This is a genomic window from Treponema sp. R8-4-B8 (genome assembly GCF_054786175.1).
The window spans coordinates 18,652-32,440 of record NZ_BDHE01000484.1; the positions used below are offsets into that span (position 1 = coordinate 18,652).

Consider the following 13,789-nt stretch of genomic DNA (forward strand, 5'->3'; position numbering starts at 1 on the left):
CGCAGAGGACGCAAAGTTGTTGTTTGCAGGATCATAGTTTTTCTCTAAAGATTTGTAGTTAAGCTAATAGATCTAGCTCAATAATGGGCTATCAGACAGGAACTTTGCGCCTTCGCGCCTTTGCGAGTAAAATATGAGAATAATACTTTCAGTTACGGAATGTTTATGATAAAATATAACGAAAATTAAAGACAAGATAAGGAACGTTATATGAAGAAGATTATTTTTTTAATCATGGCAGTTATTTTAACGGCTGCGCTTGCCGCTTGTTCATCAAAGTCGCTGAAACCTAAAAATGTATCCGTGCCTAAAGATAACAACGCGAATATTTTCGTGGAGGCCGTGCCAAATCTGCCAAAAAATTTTATGTTCGGCGTTGACGTATCCAGCGTAATAGCGCTGGAAAACAGCGGCGTTAAATTTTACGGTTTTAACGGCGAAGTACAGGATATTTTTAAAACGCTTGCCGAAGCGGGAGTAAATTATATTAGGGTGCGCGTCTGGAATAACCCTTATGATTCAAAGGGCAGGAGTTACGGCGGCGGCAATTGCGATATTAAAAACGCTGCGGCGATTGCGGCTCGCGCGAAAAAATACGGGTTAAAATTATTTGTCGATTTCCATTACTCCGATTTCTGGGCGGACCCCAGCAAACAAATGGTTCCAAAGGCTTGGGCTAATATGGAAGTCGATAAAAAAGCCATCGCGCTGGAACAGTTTACAACAGAAGCTTTGAATGAAATCGGCAAGAACGGAGTTATCGGCATGGTGCAGTTGGGTAATGAGACAAACAACGCCATGAGCGGCGAAAACAAATGGATGAATATTTCAGTGCTGATGAACGCGGGGGCGAAAGCCGTCCGTAAATACGACAAAAACATTAAAATCGCGGTTCATTTTACAAACCCACAAGAAGGGCGTTATGTGAATTTCGCCCAGTATTTAAAGAATTTTAATGTTGACTATGACGTATTCGCAAGTTCTTATTACCCATATTGGCACGGGACGCTGGAAAACCTGACGGCCCAGCTGCTCATGGTCAAAGAACGTTATGGCAAAGAAGTTCTGATTGCCGAAACTGCTTACGCCTACACTGAGGATGAAGGCGACGGGTTCAGTAATGCCATATCCGACCCGCGCGGTCAGGCGTATCCGTTTTCAGTCTACGGGCAGGCGAGGTCATTGCGGAATGTTATCGCGGCGGCGGCGGACGCTGGAGCAATCGGCGTGTTTTACTGGGAACCGGCGTGGATACCGGTAGGGACGGATATATACGCTAACTTTGAAAAATGGGAACGGTTTGGAAGCGGTTGGGCGACAAGTTACGCCGCGGAATATGACCCCAAGGACGCCGGCGTGTGGTACGGCGGCAACGCTGTAGATAACCAAGCGCTATTTGATTTTAAGGGTTACCCTTTGCCGTCTTTGAATGTGTTTAAATACGCAAAAAACGGCGCATCAAAAAAAGAGAATTTTATCGACGCGATACCGGATATTGAAATTACGCAACTGCTGACAGATCCAAGAGTCCTGCCGGAAACTGTCAGCGTAGTTTACGCGGACGGCAGTAAACAGGCCGTACCGATAACGTGGAATAGGACGCAGTTAGACAAAGTAAAAAGTATAGGCGATTATGTCATTGACGGAGAGACGGACGGCAAAGCGGCGGTCAAATGTTACCTGAGCGTCGAATTAAAAAATTGCATTGTCAACGGCGATTTTGAAGATACAAATATGAAGATGTGGAATGTTTCCGGTTCCGTCAGCGCCGACGGCCATATTGAACGGCGCACTACGGACGCAAGGTCAGGGGAGGCTAGTTTTCATTTTTGGGACAGTAAGCCGCTGGATTTTACCGTAACGCAGAACATTTCAAATTTGGAGCCGGGAACATATATGCTGTCGGCGTATCTGCAAGGAGATAAAGGCGGACCTGACGCGGAATTATTTATTTTCGCGCAAGCCGGATCGCTTTATGAGCGAGCGAATATTAAATTGGAAGGTTATAAAAACTTTCAACAGGCTGTTGTTAATTTTAAATTAAGCGGATCAAGTTCCGTAACCGTTGGCTTTACGGTAAAATGCGCTGCGGGCGGTTGGGGCGGTTGGGACGATATCAAGCTGTTTAAATTGGAATAAGAAGTAATCTTATACCACGAAAATCACGAATAAGCAAGAAATATTTTTTAAATTTTTTTGTTGACAATTTTCTATTAGTACGTTATCATTAATTATCAACACGCGTTGATAACACGCGTTGATAAAAAGGTAAAGCGATTTCAAAATTTCAAAATTTGGAGTCACTGCCAAAACTTTATTTTAAGGAGAAACAAATGAAAAAACTTATCAGAATTTTTTCAGTTTGTCTGTTGGTTTTGATGCTGGTTCCTATGGTATCCTGCACCAAAAAAGAGGCAAAAAAGGCGGAGAAACTCACATTCTGGGTATATGATGCAGGCCGTATTGACGTGCTTAATACGCTGGGCAAAAAATTTGAAGCTGAGTTCGGCGTACCGGTGGAAGTATCAATGGTTGATCTGGGGCAGATACGCAACCAATTCCTGTTGGCGTCAGGCGGGGATGAATGCGCTGATATAGCTATTATTCCCCACGATAACTTAGGGGCTCTGGTTGAAAATGGCATGGTAATGGAAATAAACCTTGGCTCAAAAAAAGGTTCTTATCTGGCGCCAGCGCTTGAAGGGTTTAACTATAACGGAAAACTCTACGGTGTTCCTTTGGCGGTGGAGAATATCGGATTCTTCTATAATACTACCATGATGTCCACTCCTCCCGAAACATGGGACGACGCTATAACTATAGCTCAAAACCTTATTAAGGACAAAAAAGCGGAAGTTATGATGGGGCTTCCAGACGCCACTTACAATGCGTACCCCGTATATGACTGTTTTGGAGGGGCGATTTTCGGCAGGAAGAGCGACGGCAGTCTGGATGGGAAGAATGTGCTTCTGGCGGATCCCGGCTTTGTAGCGGGATTAGATTGGCTTACAACCCAAGTTAAACGTAAATTGATTCCGGAAAATATTGACTGGGACGCGGCCCACGTGTTATTTGAAAGCGGCAAAGCGCCTTTCTGCATGACAGGACCTTGGGCGTTAAATCGTTTTAAAGAAGCCAAAGTACCTTACGCTATCGCCAAATTCCCGGCGGCTAAAAAAGGCGGACCGGCGGGCAATCCTTTCCTTGGAGTCCAAGGCATGATTATCAGTTCCGCAAGCCCGCGCAAACTGCTGGCGCAATCGTTCGCGGTTGATTTTATGGCTAGAGAGGAAAATTACAGGGCGATATTCCAAGCTGAACAGAGGCCTTCCGCGTGGAAGTCAGTATTTGAAGGCGCCACCGACAGCGATACCAAAGGATTTAACGCTGCCGGCGTAGCCGCCGTACCAATGCCGTCAATTCCTGAAATGGGCAATGTTTGGGACGCGTGGGTAGCCGCAGCCGCGTTGGCTTTTTCCGGCGAAAGAACGCCGCAAGCAGCGTTAGATAACGCTAAAGCGCAGATTTTGAATAAATGATAAAACAGATAATTAAAATTGCCGGAACAGCGGTTTTTTGTTTCTTTGGCTGTTACTTCATGTTCCGGCTTTTCAGGGATGGGTTTGCCGCTTTTGCGATATTTGTAGGCGCCGCAACCTGTTTTGTTACTCTTATCATGCTTCGCAATTCTCTCACTCCCTGGCGTTGGCTTGCCGCCGGATTGGTAATGGCGGTACTGTTTACCGTGTATCCCATTTTATATACTATTTACCTTTCCTATACCAATATGAGCGGCGGCCACCTTCTGACAAAGGCGCAAGTAGTAAGGCGTCTTTCACAGGAAATGTACAACCCTGATGACGGCGGTTCTTGGGCATGGACCGTCTACAAAAAGGGAAAAGATTATTTGCTTTTACTTCAACAGGATGACAACTTTTCTTCCATAAAGCCCGGCGGTTCTCTTGAAGAACGTGACTTCAGGGAACCGCCTTTAAAAGTTGACGGTTATACGGAAATGAAAAAAGCGGAGATCATGCAAAATCTGAAAGAACTTGGACAAGTGGAGTTTGGGCGGCCTCCGTTTGTCGTCAAAATACTGTCCATGCAGGAAGCTTCGGTACAATTGCCCGTCTACAGTTATAATAACGCCGAAGATACGTTTACCGATAACCGAGACGGCGAGGTTTATAAGAATGTGGTCGGTACCTATACCTCCCAATCCGGTAAAACGCTCACCCCCGGCTTTTTTACAACTATAGGCTGGAAAAATTACAATCGATTTTTAAGCAATAAAGGTTATTTAAAGCCGGTATTTGGCATCTTTATCTGGAATATAGCGTTTTCCCTCTTTTCAGTGCTGATAAGTTTTGCCCTTGGCATGATGATCGCCCTGCTTTTTGAAGATCTAAAACTCAAGCGCCTTATAAGGACATTGCTCATCGTGCCTTACCCTATTCCCGTATTGGTTTCAATCATGGTGTGGCGCGGTTTGCTTAATGAAAACATGGGTTTGGTTACAACGGTAATATCCAATATTTTTGGCTCTTCTCCCAGATTCTTTACCGATTTAAATTGGACCCGCTTCGCGCTGATCCTGATCAACGTGTATTTGTCATATCCCTATTTTTACGTGCTTGCCTCAGGGGCGCTTAAGGCCATACCCAAAGACTTATTTGAGGCCGCCTCAATTGACGGAGCGAATCCTTTTACAGTGGTAAGAAAAATTATTTTACCTCTTGTAATGCGAATATTGGCTCCGCTTGTAATAGCCTCTTTCTGTTTTAACTTTAATAATTTTACCCTTATCTGGGGCTTCAACGCCGGATTGCCGGCAATGGCGGATACCGCGGTTCCGATGGGATATTCAGACTTGCTTATCTCATTTATTTACCGTCTTGGTTTTAGTTCGTCTAACGCCGCCGATTACGGCTTTACCGCAGCCATTACTGTAATGCTTTTTATTCTGGTGGCGTTGATGGTGTTATTCCAAACAATGAATACCAAAACCATTAAGGAATCTTAAAAGGCAAGGAGTATTAATATGGGAAATAAGTTAAACATATATGTCGCTAACAAGATGGTTATTAAAACGGTAAAATACATAATTGCTCTGGCGCTTATTATTTTTGCGGTAGTCCCATTCTTTTGGATTATTGCCACTTCTTTTAATCCTGCCCGCTCCCTTCTTGGGGCGCGGATGATTCCCGCTACGCTTACGACAAACAACTACAGGGATTTGCTTGGCAATACCAATTTATTTTTTAGCAAATGGATGTTTAATTCGTTTAAAATATCGGTAATCTCCGTAGTTATAATCGTGCTTCTGACATGCACTTCGGCTTACGCGTTGTCGCGCTTCAGGTTTAAAGGCAAAAGGGGAGTGATGATGGGCATTATGATCCTAAACATCTTTCCCGGAATTCTAGCCATGATAGCCATTTTTATCATGATGCAGCAAATAGGAAATTATTTCCCAATGATCGGGCTTAATACCCACAGCGGTTTAATTTGCATATATGTCGCGGGGTCAATGAGCATTAATGTACTGATGGTTAAATCGTACATTGATTCCATTTCGCAGGAACTGGATGAGTCCGCGCTTATTGAAGGCGCCACTTACTGGCAGGTTTTCTGGAAAATTATTTTTCCGGTTATAAGGCCTATGGTGATCACTGTCGCGATTCTGGCGTTTATGAGCACTTACGGCGATTTCGTAATCGCCAATCTCCTCCTAAAAGGAAATGATAAAATTACCGTAATGGTCGGCATTTTCCAATTTACGCAGCAGCGCTTTGACACAAACTGGGGGATAGTGACTGCCGGAACGGTACTGGCCGCAATTCCCGCGGTTGTACTGTTCTTTGCTTCCCAGAAGTACATAATTGACGGAGTAATGCTGGGGGCTTTAAAAGAATGATCATTACGGGTAAACACGTTTAAAGCGGGGCGGAAATGTCTAATTTTATACTAAATCTGATACACCGTCCCGAAATGGTTCCCGAATACGCGGAAAAAGTTACAGGGCACGGTAAGAAAGAAGATATTGGCGCGAAAAGCCTGTTAACCGAATCTTTGGATATTTTTAAATTACAGCAAGGCATAGCCCACAAAAACGGTTTAAAAACAACCATTCAAATGACATACGCGAGTTTGTTTAACGCCGAGGCGGTGCAAATCGCGAAGGACGACAGCCTCAAATACGGCGATGAGATCGCCTTGTCGCTGTTGGGGCTTCCATGCGGCGAATTTAGGGAAAAATACAAGACAAAAGATTTTTGCATTTGGATGTTCTCAATAGAAGACAAAAAGGCGATAGTCGATGACGTATTCGGAAAATTTTATGAAATATTCGGCTTCTATCCATCCTCAACCGGGTCTTATTACATGGACGCGGAATTAATAAATTATATAAAGGAAATGTATCCTTCCGTCATATGCGCGATTGCCACTTGTTGGGAGGAAGGCCCGAAAGCGTACAGAACCTGCAACAATTCATGGTATACGCTTTTTGACGGCGGGCCGTGGAATCCGTGGATACCCTCCAAACAAAACACTCACGCTCCCGCCGCCAATGAAGCTGAAGACTGCGGAATAGTAGCCATACCGCATCTGTCGCGGGATCTCCTGGCGTGCTTTGACGGCAACGGTTCCAATTTTGGAACGCATCCGCAGAATGTGTTGCGCGGGATGATTTATAAGGACGGCGAATATCCGTACCTTTTTAACCTTATCGACCAATACCGGCATTTGGAAAAATATAACGGGGGCGAAGCTTACAACATGGTGTTCGTAGGCCCGGGTTGGATGAACAAGGCGGGCAGATGGGAAGTTCCGTTTGAACTGAGCGTAAAAAGTTACGAAGATTGTCTTGCGTATTACGGCAAACTAAAAAAAGAAGGCAAGTGCGTCGATATGACAATGGCGGAATACGCCGGCCATTACCGCTTTAAAAAAACTTACACAACGCCCGAATGTGCCCTGTGGAAGGACATACTTTACGGCTCGGACAAACAGTTGTTCTGGTACTGCGATCCTTTTATGCGTACCTGCGTTGATATGAATCAGGGCGGAGCGTTGATAGACTTAAGGCCTTATGCCGCGAAAATTAATTGGCCTGTGGGCATAGGGACTAAACATGTTCAAGACGCGTCCTATCCGTTTTTAATACAGTCAATGTACCGCGCTGGGTACTTTACTCATTACGCTGGTGAGGGAACAATCCGCAGTTTAAAAATTTATTACAACGGCGAAGAGGCCGACCTGTGTTTATGCCGTACCAAGGCGAAATTCAGCCAAAACGGCAATACGCGCAGCCTTACCCTCGACCCGGTTGAAATAGAGTTTTCAGATCTTAAATTGAAAATGCAAACCATTTATGATTTTGAAGAAGGATCGTCCGCAATTAAAACCACGCGAAAGATATTGAATATGTCAAAACCTGCCGAAGTGGAGTTTGACGAATACATTACCGCCTGCTACGGCACCACCGAATACCCCGAGGATATGACCTGCGTAATGTTGACTGTTAAAGGCGCCGTTGGCGGCGCGGAATGTGAAGAGGTTATTTATTATAATTATAAGTGCAGAGAGATAAAGGCTGAGGGCGCGGTTTGCGCTTGCGCGGAAATCGGCGCGATTAACACGCGCGTTGATTTTGAGCCGGCCGGCAACGCGGAAGGTTACGCGAGGGAGGGGTATGCGTTTTCACCAATGTTTACGTTGGGGTTAAAAAAGAAGATCGGCGGATCTGGGGAGTTTGTATCATGGCTCAGGCTAAAAAAGGCAAAATGAACTACCGGTGTCCGTCCTGCTTTATGCGCGATTTGGATATCGATATGTTTTACGATGAAGAAAAAAAAGAATATTACTGTTTACGATGTTGTTATACGGGTGATGAGGCGGACGTAATTAAAAAAAACGATATGGCGCGTTTTCGCTACCGTAACCTTCTTAAGCGCATAGAAAAATTTGAGGATTAAAACGGTTATGATGGAAATAGGAATGGACGTTTCAACGCTTGAAGAGACCGAACGCATGGGCGGCAAATTTTACGAAGACGGAAAAAAAGCGCAGATTTACGATATATTAAAAAAGTACGGGGTTACGAGTATCCGCCTGCGCCTGTGGAACAATCCGTTTGACGAAAGAGGCGAAAGCTATGGCGCTGGCGGCTGCGATATAGAAACCGTTTTACGGGAGGCGCGGCGGGCGGTTAATAACGGAATGAATTGGGTGTTGGATTTTCACTACTCGGATTTTTGGGCTGATCCCGCAAGACAGCTTATTCCAAAAGCGTGGCGAGGTTTTACTCTTGAACAAATGGAAAAGGCGGTTTATGAGTATACGAAAGAGACTTTAGCCCGCTGTAAAAAAGAGGCGATCTATCCAAGTTATGTGCAGATAGGAAATGAAATTACAAACGGCATGCTTTGGCCTGTCGGCAAGGTGGATTACGATAATGTAACAGGCGCTCCTGTAAGCTACGGTAATTTAACGCGCCTGTTAAAAGCGGGTGTCGCGGCGGCGCGTGAAAGCGGGAACGTCAAAATAATTCTTCATCTTGAACGGTCATACGATAACGAAAGATACCGCCAGTGGTTTGACGCGGTTACGGAGGCAGGAGTCGATTACGATATTATCGGAATTACATACTATCCGCATTGGCATGGAACAATGCGGAAGATAAAATATAATTTGGAAGATATTTCGGCGCGTTACAGTAAGGATGTAATGGTTATGGAAACCGCTTACCCGTTTACCGATAAACATTATACCGACATTCCGGGCGTTTCGCTCGCCGTCAAAGGAAAAACTTTATTTGACGGCACTACTTTGCCGTATCCGTATAGCGTGGAAGGACAGTGTAATTTTTTGCGCGATATGGTAAAAATGGTAAAAAGCGTTAAACGCTGCAAAGGCCTTTACTATTGGGAACCGGCTTGGCTTCCGATGGGCGGGTCAACATGGGCGACAGAAGCCGCGCGAAAGTATATAAGAGAGGAAAATAAAGCGGGGGGGAATGAATGGGCGAATCAATGCCTGTTTGATTATAATGGGAATTTATTGCCCGCGATTAACGAATTGGATAAATTGCGCGGTATTAATTAGGAGTAGAAATGAAAAAAGCCATGCGGCATCCGCCGATTGCCGCGAAATTTCCTTGTTTCTTGCACGGGGGCGATTATAACCCGGAACAGTGGTTAAAATGGAAGGATACAATCTGGAAAGAGGATATGCGGCTGGCGAAGATCGCTGGCGTGAACACTCTTTCGCTTGGGATTTTCGCGTGGGCGGCTCTTGAACCGTCGGAAGGCGAGTATCATTTTGAATGGCTTGACGAAATAATGGATATGCTGGCGGAAAACGGAATGGCCGCAGTCCTTGCGACTCCGTCAGGATCGCGTCCCGCGTGGATGAGTCAGAAATATCCGGAAATATTGCGGGTAAACGGAAACAGGCAGAAAAATATTTATGGGGAGCGGCACAATCACTGTATGTCATCCCCCGTTTACCGTGAAAAAACGGCGGCGATCAATACTCGTCTTGCACAACGGTATAAGGAACATCCCGCGCTGGCTGTCTGGCATATCTCCAACGAATACTCAGGCGAATGCCATTGCAATTTGTGTCAGGAAAATTTCCGCAGTTTTCTGAAAAAACGCTTTGGCGGTTTGGACGCTCTTAACGAAGCATGGTGGAACAGCTTTTGGAGCCATACCTATACCGACTGGTCGCAGGTGGAAAGTCCCAGTCCGATAGGCGATGTCAACGTACACGGCCTTAATCTTGAATGGAAACGTTTTTGTACGGAACAAATTGTCGATTTTTATTTGAATGAAACGGCTCCGTTAAAAAAAATTACCCCTGATATTCCCTGTACTACCAATCTGATGTCTGGCGCGTCCGGCGTGGACAATTTCCGTCTCGCGCGAGTTCTTGATGTTGACTCTTGGGACAGTTATCCCCAATGGACCGGCACTGAAAAAGATATTGAAACCGGCGTGTTGTTTTCGTTTTATCACGACATGAACCGTTCGGCAAAAGGCAAGCCCTTTATGATGATAGAATCATGCCCTTCCGCGACAAGCTGGCGGCCTGTGGCGAAACTGCACCGGCCAGGCGTGCACATGCTCCAGTCAATGCAGGCCGTGGCGCATGGGGCTGATTCCGTGCAATATTTTCAGTTCCGCAAGAGCCGCGGTTCCAGCGAAAAATTCCACGGCGCCATTGTTGACCATGAGGGAACTGAAAACACCCGAGTTTTCAACGACGTGGCGGAAGTCGGCAAACGCCTTGCAAGCATGAATGATATTGTTGGAACGTCAACCCCGTCGGCAGTGGCAATAATCTACGATTATCAAAATCAATGGATATTGGACGATATTAAGGGATTGCATAAGGGAAATAACAAGTACAAAGAAACCGTTGTCAGCCATTATCGCGCTTTCTGGCGCATGGGCGTATCTGTTGACGTATTGGATTCCGCCGGTAATTTTGACGGTTATGACTTAGTCGCCGCCCCAATGCTGTATATGCTGCGCCCTGGTTTCGCGGAAAAAATTACCGCGTTCGTACAGGCGGGCGGAACTTTTGTCGCCACTTATGTTACCGGTTACGCCGATGAAAACGATCTGTGTTTTCTTGGCGGTTTTCCTGGCCCGCTGAAAGAAGTTTTAGGCGTCTGGTGCGAAGAAATTGACGCGTTGTATCCGCAAGACAAAAATTCGTTTACATGGAACGGCAAGGATTATGACGTATTTGACTTTTGCGAACTGGCGCATTTGCGGGGCGCGGATTGCCTTGCGGTTTATAACCGGGATTTTTACAAGAACCGGCCCGCCATTACAATGAACCGTTACGGCAAGGGCAAAGCTTATTTTCTGGCGGCGCGTACCGGACAAGACTTCCTAAATGATTTCTATAAATGGCTTGTAACGGAAACAAAAATACCGCGCGTTCTTGATTCACAATTGCCCGAAGGAGTAACGGCGCAAACGCGGAGCGACGGTAATACCAATTATATTTTTTTGATGAATTTCTCGCCTTACGAAAAAATAGTGGAAACTGACGAAGGGCGTATAACTCTCGCGCCATGGGGAGCGCATATTAAGGAAGAAAGGAAAAAAATGTGAAACTGATTTTTTTAATAAGAGAGCGGTTCAAGTGAAAAAAACTCGAAAACCAAAGACAACGCAGGATGATGTGGCGCGTCATGCGGGGGTAACCCGCAGCATGGTATCCTATGTAATTAATGGCAGCGGCCGTTCTGTCGCGCCTGTTACCAAACAAAAAATTCTTAATGCAATCAGCGAGCTTGAATACAGGCCGAATAAATTCGCCCAGGCTTTGAGCATGGGCGAAAAGAGAGTTTTAGCGGATCAAAATATCGGCATTGTTCTGTGCAATGCCGATATGTTCCTGCGTCCGTATTATACGGAAATATTGGCTGGAATTCATCAAGCGGCCCACGAAAAAGATTTTCACATACGGTTTATCCGGTTTTTTGATGAATTAAAAGATCCTGTTCTTTTTAACCAGCTTGTTCATTCCGAGGAAATCTGCGGACTTCTGCTGGTAGCCCTTGATCAATGTATAGAAACCCCTGAGGACAGACGGCTTATTGAACGCATTCAAAAACAAATCGATCAGATAGTCTGCGTAGATTGGCAGATAACGGGTTTGTCATCAGTATCTTTTGACAGGCAGACGGCGGCATCTCAGGCTGTAAATTATCTTTTTGATCAAGGTTATTCTGACATCGCGTATATCGGCGAGTCGGATCAGCGCGTAATCGGATTTAAACAGGCGTTTTTTGAACATGGGGTGGAAGATATATCCAAGCTTTACATAGGCGCCGCCGCGGATATGGCGTCAGGTCATGACATTGTACGACAGATGCATCAAAGCAGGGGCGCTTTACCGAAAGCCATTTGCGCCGGCTCCGACGAAGTAGCCATTGGAATTCTCCTTTATCTGCATGAGCATGGAATTGTCGTTCCTGAAGATATCGCGCTTATCAGTATTGATAACATTGAAATGGCTGAATACACTAATCCCCAACTTACCACAGTGAACGTTCAGAAGCGGGCAATTGGTTACCGCGCCGTGGAAATGATTATGAACAACGCCGCCGGACAGGGAGAAAACGCGTTGACCTTGCTTTTGCCTACCAATTTAATAATACGCAAATCGGCATAATTTGCCGATTTTACCTGAAAATTTCAACCGGGAAAATAAATAAAAAACTTGACATATTTAATATAATTTGGTAATATTGCGTAAGGAGTGAAAAAAAATGAAAAAATTAATATTTATTGTAATGATGTTAGTTGCAGTCAATTTTGTTTTTAGCGATCCCGCGGATGACGCGATAGATAGTGAAGCAAAGTCAATAGTGCAACAAAATGAAGATTTTTATCAAGAATTTCAACAGAAATATAAAACCTTAAAAGCTTATGATACAAGCAAACAATCAAAAGACGCATTAAAGCAAATGCAAGAAATGATAGCTCGATATAAGAGACTTGTTGACGCAAAAATAGAAGAAATTGATGGAATTGAAAAAACCGGCAGAACCGTACCGGTAGCGGAATTTGATCAGCTTAGAAGTTTAATTGCCAGATATCATCAAATGACTCTTGATTTAGCTAACTGGATTAATACTAAAAAGTAGATATATTCGCGTTTACAAAAAGTCGCTCCGCTCCCTTCGACAGGCTCAGGGAGCGATTTTTTTTGGTTAGTTGAATGTCGATGCTACCCGTTCAGGAAGGCTAACGAGACGGAACCGTGGTTAAAGTACAACGTGCCGTCATCTGTTTTTATGATACATCGTCCTGCGGGATCAACTCCCTGAAAGATTCCGCGGGCGAGGATTTTTTCGCGTTTGTCATATAAATCATCGTCATTGTTTGCCTGTATTGGAACAGGTTCAAAGACGGCAGTTTTCGCGCCGACGCAATCCGATAATGAATTCCATTCCGCGGCAAGAGGACGGTTGCCCTGCGAATACGCCGCGGTTGAGACAAAAGTTTTCTTTACATTGTCAAACTCATCTAGTATTTTATTTAACACTTCGCGGCGTGAAACCTGCCGCTTTGTAATCTCAGCGCAGCTTGCCGCCCTGCCTGAAGGGACCGGGTTATTCACATTAACGCCGATTCCGCCCGATAGCCATGTAATTAAATCGCCTTCGCCGCAAACTTCGGTAGTAATACCAGAGATTTTCCGGCTGTCAATATAAATGTCGTTTGGCCAGCGCAGAAAAGCTTTTTTGCCGCAGATTGACGACAGGCTTCGCGCGACGGCAATTTGCATCATAAGCGATAATTGGGTATAGTCAGTTACTGTAAGGCGCGGACGTTCCAAAATAGAAAAGAAAAGCCCTCCCTGCCGCGATACCCATGTTCTGCCGTTTCTTCCCCTGCCCGCAGTTTGTTTTTCCGCGGTAAAAACACTCCCGCTTTCTACGCCGCGGACAGCCGATTCCCTTGCCCTGTCCATTGTGCTTCCCGTGTTTTTATAGTAAAAAAATAAATTTTCCTTCTCGCCGAATTCCCACGGGTAGAGAAAATCTTTTTCTTTTTTAGGGTCAATAGCGTAACCCGCCTCTCCCGTTTCTATGGAATAGCCGGCTTCTAAAAGATACTGAACGGTTTTCCATACCGCGACGCGGGAAATGCCCATATCTTTAGCGAGAACGCTTCCGCTGGTCGGAGCTCCTTGTTTTTCCCTTAACAGCATAAGAAGCCGCGCCTTGCTTGAAAGCGTATCTTTTTTTTCCCTCATA

The 13,789-nt window shown here is 45.1% G+C and carries 11 protein-coding genes; 10 read left to right on the top strand and 1 reads right to left on the bottom strand.

Annotation, left to right across the window (positions count from 1 at the left end):
- The first annotated feature begins 210 nt into the window (after positions 1–210).
- From ACYVRA_RS11230 to ACYVRA_RS11275, 10 genes are all read left to right on the top strand, one after another.
- Positions 211–2,139, top strand: coding sequence for a glycosyl hydrolase 53 family protein (locus tag ACYVRA_RS11230; protein ID WP_461252795.1), 1,929 nt, complete (start codon positions 211–213; stop codon positions 2,137–2,139).
- A gap of 194 nt (positions 2,140–2,333) precedes the next feature.
- Positions 2,334–3,539 (top strand): sugar ABC transporter substrate-binding protein, encoded by a 1,206-nt coding sequence (locus tag ACYVRA_RS11235; RefSeq protein WP_461252796.1) that lies wholly within the window; start codon positions 2,334–2,336, stop codon positions 3,537–3,539.
- The gene (locus tag ACYVRA_RS11240) at positions 3,536–5,023 is read left to right on the top strand and encodes an ABC transporter permease subunit (RefSeq protein ID WP_461252797.1); all 1,488 of its coding nucleotides are present in this window, start codon (positions 3,536–3,538) and stop codon (positions 5,021–5,023) included. The genes ACYVRA_RS11235 and ACYVRA_RS11240 overlap by 4 nt, the downstream gene beginning before the upstream one ends.
- An 18-nt stretch (positions 5,024–5,041) precedes the next feature.
- A complete protein-coding gene (locus tag ACYVRA_RS11245; RefSeq protein WP_461252798.1) occupies positions 5,042–5,917 on the top strand; it encodes a sugar ABC transporter permease in 876 nt (291 codons plus the stop codon).
- Positions 5,918–5,952: 35 nt separating this feature from the next.
- Positions 5,953–7,791 (top strand): hypothetical protein, encoded by a 1,839-nt coding sequence (locus ACYVRA_RS11250; RefSeq protein WP_461252799.1) that lies wholly within the window; start codon positions 5,953–5,955, stop codon positions 7,789–7,791.
- On the top strand, positions 7,764–7,979 hold the full coding sequence (locus tag ACYVRA_RS11255) for a hypothetical protein (RefSeq protein WP_461252800.1): 216 nt from the start codon (positions 7,764–7,766) through the stop codon (positions 7,977–7,979). Before ACYVRA_RS11250 ends, ACYVRA_RS11255 begins: the two co-directional genes overlap by 28 nt.
- A gap of 7 nt (positions 7,980–7,986) precedes the next feature.
- On the top strand, positions 7,987–9,108 hold the full coding sequence (locus ACYVRA_RS11260; RefSeq protein ID WP_461252801.1) for a glycoside hydrolase family 53 protein: 1,122 nt from the start codon (positions 7,987–7,989) through the stop codon (positions 9,106–9,108).
- An 8-nt stretch (positions 9,109–9,116) separates the two neighbouring features.
- Positions 9,117–11,132, top strand: a complete 2,016-nt coding sequence (locus ACYVRA_RS11265; RefSeq protein WP_461252802.1) for a beta-galactosidase — start codon at positions 9,117–9,119, stop codon at positions 11,130–11,132.
- 31 nt (positions 11,133–11,163) lie between these two features.
- A complete protein-coding gene (locus ACYVRA_RS11270; RefSeq protein ID WP_461252803.1) occupies positions 11,164–12,198 on the top strand; it encodes a LacI family DNA-binding transcriptional regulator in 1,035 nt (344 codons plus the stop codon).
- Between the two features lie 97 nt (positions 12,199–12,295).
- Positions 12,296–12,673, top strand: a complete 378-nt coding sequence (locus ACYVRA_RS11275) for a hypothetical protein (protein ID WP_461252804.1) — start codon at positions 12,296–12,298, stop codon at positions 12,671–12,673.
- A gap of 83 nt (positions 12,674–12,756) precedes the next feature.
- Here ACYVRA_RS11275 and ACYVRA_RS11280 read toward each other — a convergent pair whose 3' ends face one another.
- Positions 12,757–13,788, bottom strand: a complete 1,032-nt coding sequence (locus tag ACYVRA_RS11280; RefSeq protein WP_461252805.1) for a biotin--[acetyl-CoA-carboxylase] ligase — start codon at positions 13,786–13,788, stop codon at positions 12,757–12,759.
- Between the last annotated feature and the right edge of the window lies 1 nt (position 13,789).

Excerpts from the sequence above, each read along its gene's own strand:
- ACYVRA_RS11230 (WP_461252795.1), top strand. The coding sequence starts at position 211 with ATGAAGAAGATTATTTTTTTAATCATGGCAGTTATTTTAACGGCTGCG.
- ACYVRA_RS11235 (WP_461252796.1), top strand. The coding sequence starts at position 2,334 with ATGAAAAAACTTATCAGAATTTTTTCAGTTTGTCTGTTGGTTTTGATG.
- ACYVRA_RS11240 (WP_461252797.1), top strand. The coding sequence starts at position 3,536 with ATGATAAAACAGATAATTAAAATTGCCGGAACAGCGGTTTTTTGTTTC.
- ACYVRA_RS11245 (WP_461252798.1), top strand. The coding sequence starts at position 5,042 with ATGGGAAATAAGTTAAACATATATGTCGCTAACAAGATGGTTATTAAA.
- ACYVRA_RS11250 (WP_461252799.1), top strand. The coding sequence starts at position 5,953 with ATGTCTAATTTTATACTAAATCTGATACACCGTCCCGAAATGGTTCCC.
- ACYVRA_RS11255 (WP_461252800.1), top strand. The coding sequence starts at position 7,764 with ATGGCTCAGGCTAAAAAAGGCAAAATGAACTACCGGTGTCCGTCCTGC.
- ACYVRA_RS11260 (WP_461252801.1), top strand. The coding sequence starts at position 7,987 with ATGATGGAAATAGGAATGGACGTTTCAACGCTTGAAGAGACCGAACGC.
- ACYVRA_RS11265 (WP_461252802.1), top strand. The coding sequence starts at position 9,117 with ATGAAAAAAGCCATGCGGCATCCGCCGATTGCCGCGAAATTTCCTTGT.
- ACYVRA_RS11275 (WP_461252804.1), top strand. The coding sequence starts at position 12,296 with ATGAAAAAATTAATATTTATTGTAATGATGTTAGTTGCAGTCAATTTT.
- ACYVRA_RS11280 (WP_461252805.1), bottom strand. The coding sequence starts at position 13,788 with ATGAGGGAAAAAAAAGATACGCTTTCAAGCAAGGCGCGGCTTCTTATG.